Source organism: Rossellomorea aquimaris, from assembly GCF_000935355.1.
Taxonomy (GTDB): domain Bacteria; phylum Bacillota; class Bacilli; order Bacillales; family Bacillaceae_B; genus Rossellomorea; species Rossellomorea aquimaris_B.
Map to the genome: position 1 here is coordinate 51,624 of NZ_JXZC01000011.1, position 19,068 is coordinate 70,691.

A 19,068-nucleotide genomic window follows, 5' to 3' on the forward strand; every position below is an offset into this window, starting at 1 on the left:
CAAAAATGTGTTGTTATTTAAAAAGACAATACTAGTTCGTTTGCATTACAAATCCTATAAAAATAACAATCTATCAGAAAAAGACAATGATTCCTCTTGCAAATCATTGTCTTCCCCATCTCCCATTCAATCTTATTCAGAAAATAAATCCGGATACACCGTTTTTGCTGTTAACTCAACGGCTTCTCCAATACGCGGTCCCGGTCTTGACATAATATCTGAGTCCAGAAAATGAACCTGATCATTTTTCACTGCATTTACATCTTTCCAGCTTTCCCGGGACTTGATTTCGGCTGTCGGCTCATCGACATACCCCACAGTCGTTAAAATCATAGTAGGATTCCGTTTAATGATTTCTTCTTCGCCTACTTTCACCCAGCCTTTTTGGTCTAAAAACATATTCTCGACCCCAGCCGTTTCCAGTATTTCCTGCTGAAACGTTTCTGCTCCTGCTGTATAAATATCAGGAGAGGGACTGATTTCAAAATATACTTGTTCTTTTTCCTTTAGCGTGCTTACTTTTTCTTTCACATCTGAAATCTGTTCCTTGATACTATCCACCAATTCGTTCCCCTTCTTCTCTACTCCCATTACCGTTGCAATCTGTTCAATATCCCCATATACATCTTCGAAGGTTTGGGCAGATTGAATGACGAATACGTTTAATCCCGCCTCTTCAAGCTGCTTCACTCCGGCATCATCTCCAGTGGTATATGCAATGACAGCATCAGGTTTTAACGCAATGACCTCTTCCGCATTGACTGTCATGGAATCCGATACTCTTTTAATCTCTTTCGCTTCCTCAGGATAGTTGTCGTATTCAGTTGCCCCGACTACCTTATCCCCGGCTCCTATTGCAAAGAGAATCTCAGTGTTACTTGGCTGTAACGAAACAACGGTTTCGGGCACGCCATCAAAGGTTATTTCTTCCCCCCTGTCATCTTTAACAGAATAAGGCTCATTTTCAGGCTTAACTTCCTTTTGGGATGTAGCTTCTTCCCCGTTGCTGCATCCTGCGAAAACAACCAGGATGATCGATAGTAGTAAACTATTTAACCATGACTTTTTCATCTTTCGTCTTCCCCGCTTCTCTAAATTTTGTCTATATACGATTTACTCTCAAAAGGAATTTCTTCAATCCCTTCACATTTATTCACATACACGGCCATCACGAACAGGACATTTGCCAGTAAATGAGCGTATTTAAATAAAATGTTCTCCACTTTCATCTCAGTACTGACTTTATGTAAAGCACGGACTGACTTTTTTGCTTCACTGCGGCAGGTATGAAGCACACATGCAGCTGTCGACCCTTGTGGAAGGACAAAGGTTTGGATTCGTTCCTCTACTTCGAAAACATAACGATCGTACATTCGACTCAATTTATTCAAGTCCTCTTCCTTGATGGCTGTCATTCCCCGCACCGAGCCATTGAGGTGGTACGCCATCTCAGCCAAATACAGTAAATCATCGCGTACTTCCGGTAAGTGCCCAGCCAATGATGATGCCAGTCCGATTTTAGTCGACAGTGAATCGGTCCGGATTTCGAAATCGACGGTTGAAACAGATTCACGCATATAGGGATAACATAAGTAGCGGAAATCCTTTGCCATATGTAAGTTTCCTCCTTTCTGAATGATGTTTGTGAAGCACCTATCGTATCTTCCGGGAGGTTTACATAAACACAAAAAAACCACCCAAGAATATTGGCCGGCAGTTGTCATCCATATAAAAAAAGAGATGCTAAAAAGCCGCACCATACCCTTAACTTCCGAAGAGCATAATACGATGGAAAATAGGCAGGTATCCTGGCTCGTGCGTCAGCCTACTCTAAGAACCTTCCCATCTGAATGATCAAATAGTGGTTTTCTTCTTATTTCGTCAGCACTTACAGTTGCGGAAACAGCTTCGGACTCACACCGAATTCCCTTTATGCTAAAGATCAGCACCTAATTTCTGCGTGGGTTTATTCACTTAAGGAACATTATACCATCTTTTCCATGTGAAAGATGAAGAAGTTTTACACAAAAAAACAAACATGTTGGCGTACAAGCTTGAATATCTTTTGAGTATGTGAAGAAATGTTAAGGAGGAAAAACATGAAGCGATTGATTGTTTTGATATTATGCGTATTCTTATTAAGTGCATGCGGAGACAAAGAAACTGCATCCCATGAATTATGTGGATACGGGGATATGATGGTGGTGAACAAGAAGGAATATGTGAAGGTCTCTGAAGAGAAGAAGCTGGTCCTGGATGAAAAGCTTGGATCTATTAAAGAAAAGATTGATAGTCAATATCACCCCGAAAGTGATTTTTCGGCCAATATATTAAAAAAAGGGACACCCATCTATAGCGTGAAAGATCACAGCCACTATTTAATCGCCCAGACAGAGGATAATCGCTATATTTTATATGAGGAAATACAATAAAAGGATGGCTGTAAGCGAATGTTTACAGCCATCCTTTATTTAGTTCGTGGAATTCAAGGAAATCAATCGATACATGATCTTCGTTTTCTCATCCGTCCACTCCATCTTTTCTATGCTGCCGTAACCACTGGGGTCACTGTGTTTCGTTTTTCTTACCTCTATGGGAATATGCATAGGGTAAAGGCGGTATCCGTCTTTAAGCAGTTCAAACAGATTATCTTCTTTCCTCGCTTCTTTTCCCTTGGTCACGATCATCGTGTTTAATTCTAAGCCCATGCCCATTTCGCTTGACCTCAATCCTTTTTTATTTAATCATACACCACTGCCTATTGATTTTTCATCCATGTACATAGCATGGAGACGATTTGTTGGTTCTTTCGAGGAGGGAAGTAATGCGTAAATTCTTTAAAGTAGTGGGACGACACAGATTTATTCAGATCATTCAGCCTTTTTTCTAATCTATATGCATGCTCCACAGAAACGTTCTGATCCTTTTCACCGTGAATGATCAATACGGGAGCTTCAAGGTTTTCTAATTCGTAAAGGGGCGTACGCCATTCATATCTCTCCGGAACTTTATTGGGACTTCCCCCTATGACTCTTTTCATCATCCTCCTGAGATCCTTCCGTTCGTCATATGTCAAGAACATATCCGAAACCCCTCCCCATGTAACAACAGAGGTGATGTCCCTGCGCTCGATGCCTGTCAGTAACGCCATAACCCCTCCACGGGAAAAGCCAAACACATGGATCCGGTCATGGACCACCCTGTGATAGTGTTTGAGCAATTCAACACCGGAAATGGCGTCTTCACGATCATCTCCCGCAAAATCCTCATTTCCCTCCCCTCCGAGATTTCCTCTGTAATAAGGGGCAAAAACAATGAAACCGTGAGAAGCGAATTGAGCGATTCTCGCCGGCCGGACCATCCCGACTCCTTTGATCCCCCCTCTTAAATAGAGGAAACCATCATACTTTCCTCCCCCGACAGGTTCAGCCATTAAGCCCTTCACACGGAGGCCACCGGATAGATAGGTGATTTCATATAGTTCCACATGTGGATTAGGTGAAGGAAACAATGTTTTCTTCACAATCGTTCCGTTTTTCATATTCTCTTCCTTTCAAAACGTGCATTGGGTATTCACACATTTTTTATACTCTACATAGAATATTTTAGCAAATCTCATCATCAACAGGTGATACGGGACGCAGCCTTTATGACCATCCTACCCTTCTTATATATAAAGATAAACAAGGCAAAGAGAGATAGATGCACTCATCCCCCATTCTATCGTTAAACAAGTTTCACAAGCTAAAAGGAGGAATATCGAATGAAAAAATGGCTTCGAAGTGGCTTTGCCGTGTTGCTCATGGTCATGTTAACAATCGGGTTAACAGCATGTGGAGAAAAAGAAGAAGTCGTACAAAAGGTTCGTGTAGCAGAGGTTACCCGCTCGATTTTCTATGCCCCTGAATATGTCGCAATCGAAAAAGGATTCTTTAAAGAAGAAGGACTGGACATTGAACTGACAACAACGTGGGGTGGAGATAAAACGATGACCACCTTACTATCCGGCGGTGCTGATATCGCCCTGGTCGGTTCAGAAACCTCCATCTACGTCCACGCACAAGGTTCGAATGATCCGGTCATCAATTTTGCTCAATTAACCCAAACCGACGGAACGTTTCTCGTCTCCCGTGAAAAAGTGGAAAACTTTGAATGGGATCAATTAAAAGGTTCCACCTTCCTTGGACAGCGTAAAGGCGGCATGCCGCAAATGGTAGGGGAATTTGTGCTGAAGCAGAACGGCATCGACCCGCAAAACGATCTGAACCTGATCCAAAACATTGATTTCGCGAATATCGCCAGTGCTTTTGCTTCTGGTACCGGGGACTATGTACAGCTATTCGAACCAACGGCGTCCATTTTTGAACAAGAAGGAAAAGGGCATATCGTGGCTTCCTTTGGAACTGAATCAGGGCACGTTCCCTATACAACGTTCATGGCCAAAGACAGCTATATGAAAGAAAACAAAGAAACGGTTGAAAAATTCACGAAAGCATTATTCAAAGCCCAGCAATGGGTGGAGGAAAATAGTGCAGCAGACATTGCCAAGGTGATTGAGCCCTATTTTGAAGACACTGAGCCTGCACTGATTGAAACGGTTGTCGATCGCTATAAATCACAAGGATCCTTTGCGACAGATCCAATCCTTGACGAAGAAGAGTGGAACAATCTCCAAAACATCATGGATGAAGCGGGAGAGCTTCCAGAGTCTGTTGATCATGAAACGTTAGTGAATACGTCTATCGCTGAAAAAGCAGCAAAGTAGCAACAAGTATGGGGCTGACTTCACATGTCAGCCCTTCACTTATAGAAAAAGAAAATGGAGGCTGAAATGCAGTGAACTTTCTATCGTTAGAATCCATCCATCATACCTACTTTTCGCCAAAAACGGCCACCCATGCCCTCTCAAACATTTCATTGGATGTAAAAGAAGGTGAGTTTGTGTCGTTTATCGGTCCGAGTGGATGCGGGAAAACCACTTTACTCTCCATTATTGCAGGACTCATACAGCCGACCGAAGGAACGATTTTATTAAATAATCAACCTATCCGAAGAATGAGAAAGAAGCTCGGCTACATGCTCCAACAGGATTATCTGTTTCCGTGGAAAACCATAGAAGAGAATATATTTTTAGGGCTGACCATTATGGGGACCCTGACAGAAGAAAAGAGGAAAGAAGCACGTGATTTATTAATTGAGATGGGGTTAGAGGGGGTAGAAACGTTGTATCCTCGGGAGCTGTCCGGGGGAATGCGACAAAGAGTCGCGCTGATTCGTACACTGATCACAGAACCTCAACTACTCCTTTTGGATGAACCATTCTCTGCCCTTGATTATCAAACCAAATTGAAGCTTGAGGACTTGGTGTTTTCCACATTAAAGTCCTTTGGAAAAACAGCCATTCTTGTCACTCATGATATCGGGGAAGCCATCTCCATGAGTGACCGCATCATTCTATTCGGATCCAAGCCAGGACGTATTCACACCATATTCGAGGTCCCGACACCGTTAACAGAATTAATGCCTTTTGAAGTCAGGAATCACGAAGAATTCCCGGCATTTTTCCAAACCATCTGGAAGGAGCTTGAAAAACTTGAATCACGAGTCGATTAAACAAAAACACTTGGAATACATTCAATCACTCAAGAAAGAGCAGCGATGGGTCTGGTTTTATCAAGCTCTTATTTTCCTTGTATTCTTCTCTCTCTGGGAGCTCGCGAGCCGGAACAGCTGGGTTGATCCCCTCATTTTCAGCTCACCCTCAAAAATATATGAGCTGTTTCTCATAAAACTCGGGGACGGAAGCCTTCTGGCCAATCTTTCTGTCACACTCTTTGAAACCATCATCGGATTCATTCTCGGGACCTTACTTGGGACCCTTTTAGCCGCTTTATTATGGTGGTCACCATTTCTTTCTAAAGTATTGGACCCTTATCTTGTGATCCTGAATGCCATGCCGAAAGTAGCTCTCGGACCGATACTAATCGTGGGGTTGGGGCCGGGCTTCACTTCCATCATAGCCATGGGTACCGTCATTTCCGTCATTATCACCACGATTGTTGTATACACTTCCTTCAGGGAAGTTGACCCGAATTATTTAAAGGTGATGCAGACCTTCGGAGCAAGAAGGGGGCAAATGTTTAAAGAAGTCATTCTCCCTTCCTCATTCCCGACCATCATCTCGACACTGAAGGTAAACGTGGGCTTATCATGGGTCGGGGTCATCGTGGGAGAATTCCTTGTCTCTGCCAAGGGGCTTGGATATATGATCATTTATGGATTCCAAGTCTTTAATTTCACCCTTGTCCTCTTATCCCTGCTTGTCATTGCCGTATTCGCCACCATTATGTATAAGCTGGTCGAGCAGCTCGAAAAGAAGTTGATCAAGTCATAAGGTTAAGATCCTTTATTCTTTTGAGAGCCAGGTCAACCACTTGATCTTTCATGATAAAGCTAAAGGAAGGATCGTCATGAATGCTGGAGAAATTACCGCTCCAAAGGACGGCCCCTTCTGTTTCCAGATAATCATCTTTTTTAATGAGCTCTTCGGCTTGAGAAAAGAAAATGGTTTTGATAAATGGCGAGTGATCATATACCTTATATTCCCCTATAAATAAAGGGTGGTTGATCACTCCCCCTGTCTCTTCATATGTTTCACGTACTGCAGCTTCTTCAAGGGTTTCTCCTCTTTCCCGCTTTCCTCCCGGGAACTCCATCCCTCTTTTTTTATGCCGTGTCAACAACCATGCCTCTTTGTAGCGGCATAGGACTAACACATGATATGATTCTTGTTGAAACCTTCCCTTTTCAAAGGATAATTCCACCCGCTTCCCATTTTCATCGATAAATTGTTCCATCTGACTTCACCTCATCCGTACACACTTTCTTTCATCTAACCACAAATAAAAAGCATTGGTCCACAGATATCTCTCCTGAACCAACACTTTTATTTCTTATTGAGGATCCTCATGTGGTTGAGTATTTAAGATCCCCATACTCTCAATAAATTTCTTGGCTTCGTCATCGCCCAATTTATGAATCATTTCATACACAAGATGCAGGTTTTCATCGTACGCATCATTCTGACGATCATAATGATACTGAATATAGGGTACGTGAGCCCGGTAGAAATTCTGCCAATCGACTGAGTGATTGGAATCGAACACTTCCCGGAGCTGGGTGATTTCTTCATCCGTTGCCGATATCTTAAAGTTCCAGGGTGAATCCGTCGAGCTTCTTGATATTTCACCGGTGGCCACTTCAATATAGTAGTCATGTCGTTCTTCGTTCATCTTCCCACTCCTTCACTGTACTTACCCTTCATTTTCCTCAATTGACGAAATTCTATTCACTTCGATTTCTTCTTCAGCACTTCTACGGCCTTCCGCAGAAACTCCGGCACGGGGACTCCCGCTCTCCCGACATTCTCGATGATTGAAATCATTTCATTGCATAAATAAAAAATAATCGTCGCATTACGAATAAAGTGCTGATTTGTTAGTATAGTATCAATAAGGTGGGCAACCGTGACAAGTGCGAATATCAGCACTTTCCGGCCAATCCCTTTCAAACCGAATTTGCTTGATAACTTTCCTTCGATCCCACTTGCAATCATCCCGGTGAAATAATCCAGTATCACGGCAATTAACAATATAGTCAACAGTGAATTCCATTCTCCAAATAAATTTAGAATCATTGCACCCAGGCCCGATCCAACGAACAGCATACTTTTTTCCAAATAAAGCATCTCCTTTTTCTAATGGTTGGCTTTGTAACATGCGAATGGGTAACCAGGACTTTACCGTCTTTTAAAGCACCTTTTGCCCAAAAGTGAGTAAAGACCGTTTTACATCACATGGTTAATAAGTCTTATAAAGGGTAAAGACAAATAAGAGTTGTCCTAGCATAATATGTAGAGTAATTCATAAACGTTCATGTTAAAATGAAACGAAAGGGAGGTGAAGCGCATGAAGTTGATCGAAGAGATTTATGAAATGTACCGTGGAAGGATCAAAGGTACCGACGAAGACTTAGACCTCATTGCCCTTACAATCTTAGAAGACACCTCCAGGAACGAGCTCCTGGAACTTATTCAAGAAATGGAAACAGAAGAACTACAATACTTCTTCCGCTTATACATATTCGAAACACTAAAAGAAAAATGGTCCAACAGCGAAGAGCGAGTGAGACTGGAAAAAAAGAGCCTGCACTAAAAGAAAAGCGGAGGCGGCTTGAACAGAGGCGACAAGCATAAGGCGAGTACACCGGAAAGGCGCCTTTTGCCTTTTTGGTGTACTTGACTTATGACCTCGAGCCTCTAGCCGCCGGAGCTGGACAAATCGAAAAGCGGAGGCGGCTTGAACAGGCCCGACAAGCATTTCTGGGGAATCCCTAAAGGCGTTCTTTGCCTTTGGGGATTTTTCAGAAATGACCTCGAGGGCCTAGCCGCCGGAGCTGGACAAATCGAATAGCGGAGGCGGCTTGAACAGAGATGACAAGCATTTCCGGGAAAACTTCCCACAATAAAAAAGCCTGGTTCCGGACATTCCCGGAACCAGGCTTTTTTTATTTTCATCCCCTCGCATCAAGGACATGTCCTTTATAGATGCGGCGCAGGCTGACGCACCTACATTTCCTTCATCACTACCGCAGCTTAAGCCGTTTGTGCCGCCATCTGACTTTTTATTCAAGCGTCTGTTGAAGCTCTCCAACTTGTTTACCCATCATTGAAGTCACATCCATGGTAACATCCCCCTCGTTTTGTTTTTCGAAGCTTGTACATACTAATAAAAAATGAAATGGACCTTTGAGGATACCGAAGATAACTAAAACGGCGTATTCACGTCATAAAAATGTTGATTTTCGTCCATGAACATCCCCATCTTATATGGTAAAATAGTGAAAAAAAGGGGGTTGCATAATGTCAGTAACTCTTGTCCTGATCATTGCCGTTGCTATATGTATCTTAGTGATTTTCGTGAGTGCCCTTACGACTTCCAAAGCATATACAGCGGTTAAACATACAGTAGATCCACTTGAAGATAATCCTCACTTGGAGAAGATGAAGCCAGAAGATGAAAATCAAGACAAATAATAAATCCACCGTCCTATGCTGACGGTGGATTTATTTCTATTTATGCAAAAACCTGCTTTAGATCTTCATTGCTTTGGCTAAGCCAGAATCTCATTAACTTCTTTGCTCCTTCTAAATCATGGAGCTTCGCCTGGCCGCATTGCTTTTCATTGGCTGCCGGAATTTCCTCTATCTCGACCGCTTCTTTCATCGTATCATTTAAGAGGTCGATGATTTCTTCCACTTTAGGCTCTCCGCTGACGACTAGATAGTAGCCTGTCTGGCATCCCATAGGAGAAATATCAATTATATCGAAATGAGCAAACGGCTCTGCATATTTACGGATGGTGAAGGCTAATAAATGCTCAAGTGTATGAATGGAGTCAGGCTTCATCGCTTGTTTATTTGGCTGGCAGAAACGAATATCAAACTTGTTGATAAGTCCATCGCTACCTACCTTATGGACACCACAATGTCTCACATATGGTGCTTTCACTGCATTATGATCTAATTCAAAGCTTTCTACTGAAGGCATTAAAATCACTCCCATTTAGTTTCTAGTTATAGTATAACGTAAATTCATAGTTATTTCATCAACTTAATCTGAATTAAAAACAAATACCCGTATTTTCTAATTGGAAATCAGTCATGATAACCTTTTTAAAAACGGAAGAAAAACCGATTGTGGGGAACAGTCAGTCAAAAACATTTTAATCCCCTATACAGTTCTGATATAGTAAAAGAAAATCAATCAGGAGACGTGTTATGAAAAGGTTCTTGTTATTTGTATTCAAGGTGTACCAACGGGTCATCTCTCCTCTCAAGCCTCCCACTTGCCGGTTTTATCCAACCTGTTCCCATTATGGCGTACAGGCAGTGAGTCGGTTCGGTGCATTACGTGGAGGATGGTTAACATTAAAGCGGATTTTGAAATGCCACCCTTTTCATCCTGGTGGAATTGATCACGTGCCAGAAAAATGGCCATCTAAAAAAATGAGTGATTCAGACTAGCTCCATATCGGGAGGTAGTCTTTTTTTTAAAAAAACTAACCATATATCTTGCTTATTCCCCATAACGGTAGTAAAATAACCTTTGTGCTAAATCGTAATCATTACAGTTATCAAACTATTACACTTAAAGGAGGATTCCTCTTGAACTATATTCGTATGAGTTTATTTTTATTATTGATTTTAGTATTGTCCGCTTGCGGAACCTCTTCTGAGCAGGAAGAGGCTGGAAAGAAAGATAAATTGGAAGTGTACACTACTGTGTATCCACTGGAGGATTTCACGAAAAAAATCGGTGGGGAACATGTGGATGTGGAAAGCATTTACCCTCCAGGTGCCGATGAGCATACGTTTGAGCCTTCTCAGAAAGATATGATTAAAATGGCTGATGGAGATGTTTTCTTCTACATCGGAATGGGACTTGAAGGATTCGTTGACGGATCGAAATCGATTCTGGAGAACGAAGATGTAGTCGTCGTGCCGACCAGTGAACACGTAGAATTAAATCATGAAGAAGATCATAGTGATGAAAGTGCTGAAGAACATCAAGAGCATGAAGAAGATGTAAATAATGAAGATGATCACGCAGATGAACATTCAGATGAGCATGGTGAAGAGCATGCGGATGAGCACAACCATGACGTTGATCCTCATCTTTGGTTAGACCCTGTGTACTCTAAGGAAATGGCGAAAACCATTGCAGATACACTTTCAGAAGAAATGCCGGAACATAAGGAAGATTTCCAAGCGAACCTCGATGCATTAACGAAAGATTTAGATGCCCTGGACGCTGAATTTAAAGACATGGCAGACAATGCGCCAAAGAAAACCTTCTACGTTTCTCATGCCGCTTATAGCTATTGGGAAAAACGCTACGGATTGCACCAGGAAGCCATCGCCGGATTGAATACGGCTGATGAGCCATCGCAGCAAGAACTTAAGAAGATCATTGAAAAAGGCAAAGAAGATAATGTTCAATACATCCTCTTTGAACAAAATGTCTCTTCCCGTCTAACAGAAGTCGTACAAAACGAATTGGGTGCAAAAGCCCTGACCCTTCATAATCTTTCTGTTCTTACGGAAGAAGACAGAAAGAATGATGAAGACTATTTTTCACTTATGGAGAAGAACATCGAGACATTGAAACAGGCACTACAATAGACCTTTTTGAAAGAGAGCAGCTGCTTAGCTGCTCTTTTTTAAATATTTTCGATTAAAAACTCCTTATAAAAAGATACTTTTCAAGAAAAATCATAAAATTATCAAGCATCCTATCAACTTTTGACGGTTTTAAGACTCTCTGAGTGGACAGATTTCCATTTTATTTTCAAATCCGGTCAACTTCTTTTCAATTTTCAGAATTTATTTTCAAAATTGAGACATTTATTTTCAAAATTTCCATTTTATTTTCAAATCCAATTCTTATGCATTAAATATTATAGATTCCCAGGGCGCTAAGCCGCATTTGATCTTAAAGTTTCTGCTATATTATCGACTTTGGACCGTATATTATCGACTTTCACCCTTATATTATCGACTCCGACTTTCACCCACATATCATCCCGACTCTCCCTATTAAATTATCAACTTTCAAAAATCGACATTCTCCTGCAGCATTCTAGATCATCAATCAAACCTCTACAAAAAATCATGAATATTATTTTCCATTAAGTGGACAATAAGGAAATGTTAAAGACTAGTAAGGGAGACATGAGAATGGATGAATTAGTAATTGCTCGTTCCTTGTTTGGTACAACGATGGCCTTTCATATCATTTTTGCCACACTTGGTGTTGGTATTCCTTTAATGATCCTTGTTGCAGAAATCATGTATCAGAGGACGAATGATCTGGACTATTCCGTGATGGCAAAACGCTGGACCAAGGCGTTCGCCGTTCTGCTCGGGGTAGGGATTCCGACAGGGACGATTGCCGGTGTTCAATTGTCGCTCCTTTGGCCAGGATTCATGGAGGTTATCGGGCGGGTGATGGCGCTGCCGTTCCAAATCGAAATCTATGCTTTTTTTGTTGAAGCATTATTTATGTCTATTTATGTGTATGCGGCGAATCGGATCGCTCCCTGGATGAGAATCGTGAGTCTTGTCCTGGTCGCCATCGGTGGACTTGCTTCAGCTGTATTAATCACGAATGTGCATGCATTTGAAGGGACGCCTGCTGGATTTGAGATGGTGAACGGTGAAATCACCAATGTGGATCCTTGGAAAGCTTTCTTCAATCCAAGCTTTTTCGTAACGGCGGGGCATGTAGCACTATCTGCTTATGTTGTGGGGTCGTTTACGATTGCTACAGTTTCTGCGTTTAAGATGCTCCGTACATCATTTGGGTCAAGAATTTATAAGTTTCATCAAAAATCCCTCATGATTTGTTTATTGGTAGGGGGCGTCTTCTCCTTCTTCACAGCGATTAATGGACATGAATCGGCTCAGATGCTCCATGAATATCAGCCTGAGAAACTGGCGGCGGCTGAGGGATTGTTTGAGACCCAGACCCATGCACCCCTTGCGATTGGAGGTTTCACGGACCCTGTGGAGAAGGAAGTGAAATGGGGGATCGAAATCCCCTGGGCCCTGAGTTTCCTTGCTGGAAACAGTTTCGAAACGGAGGTCATCGGTTTAAACGACTTCCCTGAGGAATATTGGCCGCCTCTCTTCGTTCATACGTTATTCAACGCGATGGTGGGAATCGGATCGCTGCTCATTTTACTTTCCCTCATTGCCTACGTATGGAACAAATTACTAAAGAAAGACCGGTTCCCAAAATGGTTGATGTGGTCATTTGTAGCGGGTGGCCCCCTATCGATCTTAGCTATCGAATTCGGATGGATTTTCGCTTGTACAGGCCGTCAGCCTTGGACGATTTACCGTATTCTCAGTACAGAGGACTCGGTTACCACTACAGGAAACTTAGCCGTACTGTTCGTTCTGTTCGTTTCGGTTTATGCGATTTTGGCCGTGTCCGTGGTTCTCGTTCTCTTGTATTACTTCAAACGGAATCCGCCTGAAAAGGACATCAACAAAGCCGAAGGAAATAACAAGGATATTCCCCTATCCACATAACCAGCAAGAATCGGAGGTGAAGTTATGACACAAGCATTGATTGCCATCACGATACTATGGGGCTTCGTCTTTATTTATGCCGTCATGGCAACGATGGATTTCGGAGCCGGCTTTTGGTCGATGATCTACATTAATCATGACAAAACAAAAGCCACCAATATCGCCAACCGGTATCTGTCGCCTACTTGGGAGGTGACGAATACATTCATTGTTGCCCTGGTAGTGGCAGTGTATAGTATGTTTCCTGGTGCTGCCTATTCATTAGGAACGGTGCTGCTCATTCCGGGAAGTTTAATCCTGCTGCTCCTGGCTCTTCGAAGTGCATTTCTGGTATTCTCCCACGTGGCAGACGATTACAGAAAGCCGCTGACCTATGTAACGGGAATAACAGGCTTGCTGATTCCAGGTCTGCTCATAAGCGTTCTTCCCATCTCTCACGGACCTTACATCGATTTTGAAGACGGACAAACCCTTCTTCTTGGGAAGCTGTTTACAAGTCCGCATGAATATGCCTTTTTCGGATTTGCCGTTGCCAGTACGTTATTTCTTTCATCCTTACTTCTTGCTGACTACTCCAAAGCTTCCAAGGAATTTGAAGCCTTTAAAGTGTATAGGCGGGATGCGATGATCATCGGTCCAATCTCTGTCGTGATGGCGTTCTTCATTATGTTCACCATGAAAAATGAGGCGTCATGGATCTATGAAAGAATGATGGAAGATCAGATTCTGTTATGGGTCTCCTTAATCGGATTCCTGGTTGCCGGGGGAGCATTATTTCTTCCCACCAATAAAGAAGGCATGAAGGGTATGCCCCGTGTCGCTGTCATTGCCGTGACATTTCAATATGTACTGGCAAGCTATGTATACGGTAAAGCCCATCTGCCCTATATCATCTATCCGGAAGTCACGATCCAGTCCGGCTTCACGGACCCTAACTCTTTCAGGGCCGTATTCATCACCTATATTGTCGGATTCATCATCCTATTTCCCGGTTTTGTCTACTTTTGGAGTCTTTTTATGAATGATAAACGATATTTGAGACAAAAAAGTGAATGAATGCACAATAGCTCCGAGACTCTCGGAGCTATTTTTCTACATTCATTATATCAATCATTTGCTTATCCACTCCCCCAGCCTTACACTAACGGTAGAAATCAGATTGGAAAGGATGATTCAAAGTGGCGCAATCAATTTCGGGTAAAATCGCTTATATTACGGGTGCTGCCCGGGGAATTGGAAAGGCAGCGACATTGGAGCTTGCCCGAGAAGGAGTTCATGTCGGATTGATCGCACGTACACAAAATACCCTGGAACAAGTGGCAGAGGAAGCGAGATCTCTGGGTGTGAAAGCCAGTGTGGCTATAGCTGATATCTCAGATATGGAGCAGGTGGAAAAAGCCATTTCGAAACTAAAAGATGATTTGGGTCCAGCAGATATCCTGGTCAATAATGCTGGCATCGGAACGTACGGATCATTTCTGGACATCGATCCTGCAGATTGGAAGAGAACCTTTGAAGTCAACGTTTTTGGTACCTATCATGTGACGCGTGCCGTTCTGCCCCAGCTTATAGAGAAAAACCGCGGAGACATCATTATGATTTCATCCAGCAGCGGATTGAAAGGTACGGCAAAAAGCACGGCTTATAGTGGATCGAAATTTGCCGTTCAAGGGATGAGCGAAGCGTTGATGCAGGAGGTGCGTCCACATAATATCCGTGTCATGACTCTGAACCCAAGCCTCGTGGCAACGGATCTTACCTTTGGCGATAAGCTTGATGAAGTGGACAAAGAAAAATACATGCAGCCGGAGGATTTAGCGGAACATATGGTTTCGCAACTGAAATTACACCCTCGCATCTTTATCAAGCAGTCTCTCCAATGGGCGACAAATCCATTTTAATAAATATAAGAAAAAGCTCAGAATCAGCTCTGAGCTTTTTTTCAATCTTATCTTTACCTGTGTTGATCCACAAGAATCGGATTGCCATCAGGATCTTCAATCGTGAAACTTGCAGGCCCTTCGCTTGATTCATCTGCTTCAGTCAATACTTTTACCCCTTGTTCTTTCAGCTGCTTTTGAAGGTCCCGGATGTCCGTAAATGAATCAAGATTTTCGGCATTTTGATTCCAGCCAGGATTAAAGGTCAGAATGTTCTTTTCAAACATTCCTTCGAACAGACCAATTACAGTGCTTCCATTCTTCATGATAAGCCAATTTTGGGCAATGTCCCCTCCCAAAGTTTGAAAACCAAGTTTTTCGTAAAACGCTTTTGATTTCTTTATGTCTTTAACACTTAAACTTACTGAGAAAGCCCCTAGTTCCATATTTCCCCCTCCAGAAAATTGATCATTCAACTATTTCGGTTGTAGGTCAAGTATAAATAAGTACCTTATGAAAGACAACTATGCATTAAACGTTTCACTATACCTGGTCACTTCACTCAATCGCTTTCTGTTCAACGCCACACCTATCCCCTGACCAGCCAAACGATCCGCCACACCATTTTTCACCACGATAGGAGAAGTAATGATATCTTCTTCCCAATATTTTGAGGAGGAAGAGATATCCCCGGGAATCGAGAATCCCTTGAGAGTGGCGAGGGCCAGATTATGTGCCCGGGAAACCCCAAACTCGATCATGCCACCGCACCATACTTTGATGGAATTCTCCTGGCACAACCGGTAAATTTCCAAAGCACTTGTGTACCCACCGACTCTACCCAGCTTGATATTGACCACTCCGCAGCTATTCAAATGGATGGCACTCTTCATGTCATGAGGGGTTACGATGCTTTCATCTAAACAAATAGGAGTCGACAGCTCCTTCTGCAATAGAGAGTGTTCTACTAAATCATCAACTCCCAAGGGTTGTTCGATCATCTCAAGACCAAACTCATCCAGCGTTTTAAGCCGGGCTTTGTCCTCAAGGGTATAAGCTGAGTTTGCATCTGCCAGAAGAGAAACTGAAGGAAAATGGTCACGCAATTCTTTTACGATCCCCACATCCGCTCCAGGAGAAATTTTCAGCTTTAATCGCTGATACCCTTCTTGTACGAGGACCTCGGCTTGCTCGATCATTTCTGTCATTGAGTTTGCCCCCACAACTGCACCTGCAAGAATTTCATGACGCGTTCCCCCTATGATTTCCCAGAGAGGGACGTTTTGCTGTCTGGCATAGAGATCCCATAAAGACATTTCAAGGGCAGCCTTAGCCATTGAATTTCCCCGCACGGCCTCGAATCTTTTTCCGATTTCTTTAGGGTGTTGAAAAGGGCTGCTGATCATTAATGGAATTAATACATCTTTAAGCATATGATAGGATGTTTTAACGGTTTCTTCTGTATACCAAGGTGTGGAAAAAGCAACTCCCTCTCCAAGTCCAATCAATCCGTCGGCATCTTGAACCTCTACAATGATCCCTTCCCGTTCTTCGACGGTTTGCAGGTGGGTCACAAATGGTTTTTTCAATGGCATCGATATGATGTGAAGCGTAATGCTTTTAATCTTCATTGTCATACAGTCCTTTTTCCCATTGATCCCTGAGCACTCTTCTCAGGAGTTTATTCGATGCATTCCGTGGCAGCTCTTCCACAAAGATTATTTTTTTCGGCTGTTTATACGACGCCAGATTATCGCTGCAGTAGTGTAAGATCTCTTCTTTTGTAAGATGCCCTTTCTTGACGATGAACGCACAGGGGATCTGCCCCCACGTGTCATTTGGAATTCCTGCCACTCCGGCATCCTTCACACCGTCACAGCCCATCAGCACACTTTCAATTTCTGCAGGATACACATTTTCCCCTCCGGAAATGATGAGGTCTGATCGCCGGTCCAGTACAAATAAGAACCCCTCTTCATCTACATAACCGATATCCCCTGTATGGAGCCAGCCATCTTCAAAGCTTTTCGCATTGGCTTCCTCTCTTCGGTAGTATCCATTCGTGACATTCGGGCCCTTTACCAGGATTTCACCCTCTTGATTTGCCCGGGCTGCACCGTGTTCATTCTTGATTCTTAATTCGGCAGGAAAGAGGGGCTTCCCGGCGGAACCAAGCTTCGTCATACTGTATTCAGGGGATAACGTCACGATCTGTGAAGCCGTTTCAGTCATTCCATACGTTTGGAAGACGGGGACTCCTTTTTCCTTACACGCCTGAAGTAATGGTAGTGGAGCCGGTCCCCCGCCCAACAGCATGCATCGGAAATCCGGATGATACGTTCTGTCCCCCATATCATTGATTAAACGTTGGAGCATATTGCTCACAACGGACATGATCGTGACCCTTCCACTTTCAAGCTCCTGATTAATCCCTGCTACGTCAAAGGTTTCAAACAGTCGTACCTTCATCCCATAAATCACACTTCTCATAAGGATCGAATATCCGCTGATATGAAAGAGGGGAACCGAGCAAAGCCAGGCATCATTTTCACTTATTCCCAGGTTCAAAGAAGATCCAATTGCACTCCACCAATGGTTTCCGTATGATTGAAGAACTCCTTTTGGGGCTCCGGTCGTACCCGAGGTATACATGACCGAGCATGCTTGGTCTAACTGAAAATAATCCTTTACTTTAAAGCTTGTAGGTGGTGTTTGAAACACTTGAGAGAATGGGATCCCATCAACGCCTTCCTTTAGAAAAGACAACTTCCCTTCAAACTCATCTTCATAAATGACTGTTGTTAACTCCATATCCTGTATCTGAAAAGATAATTCCTTGGAACTTAGTTTGTTATTTAATAGTACAGTTGTGAATCCTAGCTGTTGAATGGCATGAACGACCAACACAGATTCCACTTTATTTTTAATCATGAGTCCTACAAACGGATGTGCAGAAGATTTCACTATGGTATGAAGCTGCTCACCGATGTGGATTGCTTTTTCCCAGAGCTCCCCGAAGGTATATTCCACATCACCATTACTTATTGCCATCCGATCAGGGGTTAAGAATGCTCTTTGTTTTAGCCAGTTAGGCAATTGCTGTGTAGTCATCCTGTGATTCTCCATTCCTTTCTTGTTTATGCTATTTACAATTTTTATTTTAAAAAAGCCCGATGAATCCAAATTAGATTCATCAGGCCACCTTAGATCAAGGGAAACGAGGGAATTGTCCGAAGTCCGGTTTACGCTTTTCTTTGAATGCGTCTCTGCCTTCCTTGGCTTCTTCCGTTGTGTAGTATAGTAGTGTAGCGTCACCTGCAAGCTGCTGCAAACCTGCCAATCCATCTGTATCTGCGTTGAATGAAGCTTTTAAGAAACGAAGGGCAGTCGGGCTTTTCTCAAGCATCTCTGATGCCCACTGAACCGTTTCCGCTTCAAGCTGCTCATATGGAACGACTGTATTGACAAGACCCATTTCAAGCGCTTCTTGTGCGTTGTACTGACGGCACAGGTACCAGATTTCTTTTGCTTTCTTGTGACCTACGATGCGTGCAAGATATCCTGCACCGTAACCTGCGTCAAAGCTTCCTACTTTAGGACCTGTTTGCCCGAAGATTGCATTGTCAGCAGCAATCGTAATATCACATACGACGTGAAGGACATGTCCTCCCCCGATCGCATAACCTGCCACCATGGCGATGACCGGCTTAGGTATCACTCGGATCAGGCGCTGTAAGTCCAATACATTCAGGCGTGGGATTTCATCTTCCCCGACATATCCGCCATGTCCTCGCACTCTTTGGTCTCCGCCTGAACAGAATGCCTTCTCACCGGCACCCGTTAAAACGATGACACCCACCTTGGAATCGTCGCGTGCATATGCAAATGCATCGATTAATTCCATGACGGTTTTAGGACGGAATGCGTTACGAACTTCTGGTCGATTGATCGTAATCTTAGCGATTCCATTATATGTTTCGTACAAAATATCTTCGTAATTTCTTTCTGAAACCCATTCAAAAGCCATTGGTT

The 19,068-nt window shown here is 43.0% G+C and carries 23 protein-coding genes and 1 riboswitch; of the genes, 11 read left to right on the top strand and 12 right to left on the bottom strand.

All coding sequences use genetic code 11. The features are described from left to right. Nucleotides 1-132: 132 nt before the first annotated feature. The gene (locus TV75_RS18750) at nt 133-1,071 is read right to left on the bottom strand and encodes an ABC transporter substrate-binding protein (RefSeq protein ID WP_044340338.1); all 939 of its coding nucleotides are present in this window, start codon (nt 1,069-1,071) and stop codon (nt 133-135) included. A 20-nt stretch (nt 1,072-1,091) separates the two neighbouring features. After that, nucleotides 1,092-1,613 carry a hypothetical protein gene (locus tag TV75_RS18755; protein WP_044340339.1) on the bottom strand — a complete coding sequence of 174 codons (522 nt, stop codon included), beginning with the start codon at nt 1,611-1,613 and terminating at the stop codon, nt 1,092-1,094. A gap of 168 nt (nt 1,614-1,781) precedes the next feature. Further along, a riboswitch (cobalamin riboswitch) is annotated at nt 1,782-1,968 on the bottom strand. Between the two features lie 131 nt (nt 1,969-2,099). On the opposite strand from TV75_RS18755, the gene TV75_RS18760 reads away from it, so the two are divergent. Continuing rightward, complete coding sequence (locus tag TV75_RS18760; protein WP_044340340.1) at nt 2,100-2,432, top strand: hypothetical protein; 333 nt, start codon at nt 2,100-2,102, stop codon at nt 2,430-2,432. A 39-nt stretch (nt 2,433-2,471) separates the two neighbouring features. Here TV75_RS18760 and TV75_RS18765 read toward each other — a convergent pair whose 3' ends face one another. Next, the gene (locus TV75_RS18765) at nt 2,472-2,714 is read right to left on the bottom strand and encodes a DUF2584 domain-containing protein (RefSeq protein ID WP_044340341.1); all 243 of its coding nucleotides are present in this window, start codon (nt 2,712-2,714) and stop codon (nt 2,472-2,474) included. 44 nt (nt 2,715-2,758) lie between these two features. Beyond that, entirely contained in the window at nt 2,759-3,541 is a 783-nt protein-coding gene (locus TV75_RS18770; RefSeq protein WP_044340342.1) for an alpha/beta hydrolase family protein, read from the bottom strand. 222 nt (nt 3,542-3,763) lie between these two features. Between TV75_RS18770 and TV75_RS18775 the strand changes: the two genes are divergently transcribed. From TV75_RS18775 to TV75_RS18785, 3 genes are all read left to right on the top strand, one after another. Next, nucleotides 3,764-4,765: an ABC transporter substrate-binding protein gene (locus TV75_RS18775; protein ID WP_044340343.1), complete on the top strand. Its 1,002-nt coding sequence runs from the start codon at nt 3,764-3,766 to the stop codon at nt 4,763-4,765. Nucleotides 4,766-4,836: 71 nt separating this feature from the next. Then, nucleotides 4,837-5,613 carry an ABC transporter ATP-binding protein gene (locus tag TV75_RS18780; RefSeq protein WP_044340344.1) on the top strand — a complete coding sequence of 259 codons (777 nt, stop codon included), beginning with the start codon at nt 4,837-4,839 and terminating at the stop codon, nt 5,611-5,613. Further along, nucleotides 5,594-6,394, top strand: coding sequence for an ABC transporter permease (locus tag TV75_RS18785; protein WP_044340345.1), 801 nt, complete (start codon nt 5,594-5,596; stop codon nt 6,392-6,394). Before TV75_RS18780 ends, TV75_RS18785 begins: the two co-directional genes overlap by 20 nt. On the opposite strand, the gene ytkD is transcribed toward TV75_RS18785, so the two are convergent. The 3 genes from ytkD to TV75_RS18800 form a co-directional block, all read right to left on the bottom strand. Beyond that, complete coding sequence (gene ytkD, locus TV75_RS18790; protein WP_044340346.1) at nt 6,384-6,857, bottom strand: RNA deprotection pyrophosphohydrolase; 474 nt, start codon at nt 6,855-6,857, stop codon at nt 6,384-6,386. The genes TV75_RS18785 and ytkD overlap by 11 nt on opposite strands. Before the next feature lie 96 nt (nt 6,858-6,953). Continuing rightward, a complete protein-coding gene (locus tag TV75_RS18795) occupies nt 6,954-7,292 on the bottom strand; it encodes a hypothetical protein (RefSeq protein WP_044340347.1) in 339 nt (112 codons plus the stop codon). 56 nt (nt 7,293-7,348) lie between these two features. Beyond that, nucleotides 7,349-7,738, bottom strand: a complete 390-nt coding sequence (locus TV75_RS18800; protein WP_253275570.1) for a phage holin family protein — start codon at nt 7,736-7,738, stop codon at nt 7,349-7,351. Between the two features lie 229 nt (nt 7,739-7,967). Between TV75_RS18800 and TV75_RS18805 the strand changes: the two genes are divergently transcribed. Together TV75_RS18805 and ytzI are read left to right on the top strand one after the other, a co-directional pair. Next, nucleotides 7,968-8,213: a DUF6154 family protein gene (locus TV75_RS18805; RefSeq protein WP_044340349.1), complete on the top strand. Its 246-nt coding sequence runs from the start codon at nt 7,968-7,970 to the stop codon at nt 8,211-8,213. A 707-nt stretch (nt 8,214-8,920) separates the two neighbouring features. Further along, a complete protein-coding gene (ytzI, locus tag TV75_RS21985) occupies nt 8,921-9,094 on the top strand; it encodes a YtzI protein (protein WP_156142531.1) in 174 nt (57 codons plus the stop codon). A 40-nt stretch (nt 9,095-9,134) separates the two neighbouring features. Here ytzI and TV75_RS18810 read toward each other — a convergent pair whose 3' ends face one another. After that, on the bottom strand, nt 9,135-9,608 hold the full coding sequence (locus TV75_RS18810; RefSeq protein WP_044340350.1) for an S-ribosylhomocysteine lyase: 474 nt from the start codon (nt 9,606-9,608) through the stop codon (nt 9,135-9,137). Between the two features lie 230 nt (nt 9,609-9,838). Here TV75_RS18810 and yidD point away from each other — a divergent pair, with 230 nt between their 5' ends. The 5 genes from yidD (at nt 9,839) to TV75_RS18835 (ending at nt 15,057) form a co-directional block, all read left to right on the top strand. After that, nucleotides 9,839-10,084 carry a membrane protein insertion efficiency factor YidD gene (yidD, locus tag TV75_RS18815; RefSeq protein WP_044340351.1) on the top strand — a complete coding sequence of 82 codons (246 nt, stop codon included), beginning with the start codon at nt 9,839-9,841 and terminating at the stop codon, nt 10,082-10,084. Nucleotides 10,085-10,225: 141 nt separating this feature from the next. Continuing rightward, the gene (locus TV75_RS18820; protein ID WP_253275571.1) at nt 10,226-11,242 is read left to right on the top strand and encodes a metal ABC transporter solute-binding protein, Zn/Mn family; all 1,017 of its coding nucleotides are present in this window, start codon (nt 10,226-10,228) and stop codon (nt 11,240-11,242) included. A 555-nt stretch (nt 11,243-11,797) separates the two neighbouring features. Continuing rightward, the gene (locus TV75_RS18825) at nt 11,798-13,156 is read left to right on the top strand and encodes a cytochrome ubiquinol oxidase subunit I (protein WP_044340352.1); all 1,359 of its coding nucleotides are present in this window, start codon (nt 11,798-11,800) and stop codon (nt 13,154-13,156) included. Between the two features lie 24 nt (nt 13,157-13,180). Next, nucleotides 13,181-14,212, top strand: coding sequence for a cytochrome d ubiquinol oxidase subunit II (locus tag TV75_RS18830; protein WP_044340353.1), 1,032 nt, complete (start codon nt 13,181-13,183; stop codon nt 14,210-14,212). A 122-nt stretch (nt 14,213-14,334) separates the two neighbouring features. After that, on the top strand, nt 14,335-15,057 hold the full coding sequence (locus TV75_RS18835; RefSeq protein ID WP_044340354.1) for a 3-ketoacyl-ACP reductase: 723 nt from the start codon (nt 14,335-14,337) through the stop codon (nt 15,055-15,057). A 53-nt stretch (nt 15,058-15,110) separates the two neighbouring features. Here TV75_RS18835 and TV75_RS18840 read toward each other — a convergent pair whose 3' ends face one another. The 4 genes from TV75_RS18840 to menB all read right to left on the bottom strand — a co-directional run bounded on the left by TV75_RS18840 (nt 15,111) and on the right by menB (nt 19,063). Next, nucleotides 15,111-15,482 (bottom strand): VOC family protein, encoded by a 372-nt coding sequence (locus TV75_RS18840; protein WP_044340355.1) that lies wholly within the window; start codon nt 15,480-15,482, stop codon nt 15,111-15,113. 78 nt (nt 15,483-15,560) lie between these two features. Then, entirely contained in the window at nt 15,561-16,673 is a 1,113-nt protein-coding gene (gene menC / locus TV75_RS18845) for an o-succinylbenzoate synthase (RefSeq protein ID WP_044340356.1), read from the bottom strand. Then, nucleotides 16,657-18,147 carry an o-succinylbenzoate--CoA ligase gene (locus TV75_RS18850; protein ID WP_044340357.1) on the bottom strand — a complete coding sequence of 497 codons (1,491 nt, stop codon included), beginning with the start codon at nt 18,145-18,147 and terminating at the stop codon, nt 16,657-16,659. Before TV75_RS18850 ends, menC begins: the two co-directional genes overlap by 17 nt. Before the next feature lie 97 nt (nt 18,148-18,244). After that, nucleotides 18,245-19,063, bottom strand: a complete 819-nt coding sequence (menB, locus tag TV75_RS18855) for a 1,4-dihydroxy-2-naphthoyl-CoA synthase (RefSeq protein WP_044340358.1) — start codon at nt 19,061-19,063, stop codon at nt 18,245-18,247. Nucleotides 19,064-19,068 lie beyond the last annotated feature (5 nt).

Bases quoted from the DNA above. Each gene is read 5' to 3' on its own strand.
- TV75_RS18750 (WP_044340338.1), bottom strand. From the start codon at position 1,071: ATGAAAAAGTCATGGTTAAATAGTTTACTACTATCGATCATCCTGGTT.
- TV75_RS18755 (WP_044340339.1), bottom strand. From the start codon at position 1,613: ATGGCAAAGGATTTCCGCTACTTATGTTATCCCTATATGCGTGAATCT.
- TV75_RS18760 (WP_044340340.1), top strand. From the start codon at position 2,100: ATGAAGCGATTGATTGTTTTGATATTATGCGTATTCTTATTAAGTGCA.
- TV75_RS18765 (WP_044340341.1), bottom strand. From the start codon at position 2,714: ATGGGCATGGGCTTAGAATTAAACACGATGATCGTGACCAAGGGAAAA.
- TV75_RS18770 (WP_044340342.1), bottom strand. From the start codon at position 3,541: ATGAAAAACGGAACGATTGTGAAGAAAACATTGTTTCCTTCACCTAAT.
- TV75_RS18775 (WP_044340343.1), top strand. From the start codon at position 3,764: ATGAAAAAATGGCTTCGAAGTGGCTTTGCCGTGTTGCTCATGGTCATG.
- ytkD (WP_044340346.1), bottom strand. From the start codon at position 6,857: ATGGAACAATTTATCGATGAAAATGGGAAGCGGGTGGAATTATCCTTT.
- TV75_RS18795 (WP_044340347.1), bottom strand. From the start codon at position 7,292: ATGAACGAAGAACGACATGACTACTATATTGAAGTGGCCACCGGTGAA.
- TV75_RS18805 (WP_044340349.1), top strand. From the start codon at position 7,968: ATGAAGTTGATCGAAGAGATTTATGAAATGTACCGTGGAAGGATCAAA.
- ytzI (WP_156142531.1), top strand. From the start codon at position 8,921: ATGTCAGTAACTCTTGTCCTGATCATTGCCGTTGCTATATGTATCTTA.
- TV75_RS18810 (WP_044340350.1), bottom strand. From the start codon at position 9,608: ATGCCTTCAGTAGAAAGCTTTGAATTAGATCATAATGCAGTGAAAGCA.
- yidD (WP_044340351.1), top strand. From the start codon at position 9,839: ATGAAAAGGTTCTTGTTATTTGTATTCAAGGTGTACCAACGGGTCATC.
- TV75_RS18825 (WP_044340352.1), top strand. From the start codon at position 11,798: ATGGATGAATTAGTAATTGCTCGTTCCTTGTTTGGTACAACGATGGCC.
- TV75_RS18830 (WP_044340353.1), top strand. From the start codon at position 13,181: ATGACACAAGCATTGATTGCCATCACGATACTATGGGGCTTCGTCTTT.
- TV75_RS18840 (WP_044340355.1), bottom strand. From the start codon at position 15,482: ATGGAACTAGGGGCTTTCTCAGTAAGTTTAAGTGTTAAAGACATAAAG.
- menC (WP_044340356.1), bottom strand. From the start codon at position 16,673: ATGACAATGAAGATTAAAAGCATTACGCTTCACATCATATCGATGCCA.
- TV75_RS18850 (WP_044340357.1), bottom strand. From the start codon at position 18,147: ATGACTACACAGCAATTGCCTAACTGGCTAAAACAAAGAGCATTCTTA.
- menB (WP_044340358.1), bottom strand. From the start codon at position 19,063: ATGGCTTTTGAATGGGTTTCAGAAAGAAATTACGAAGATATTTTGTAC.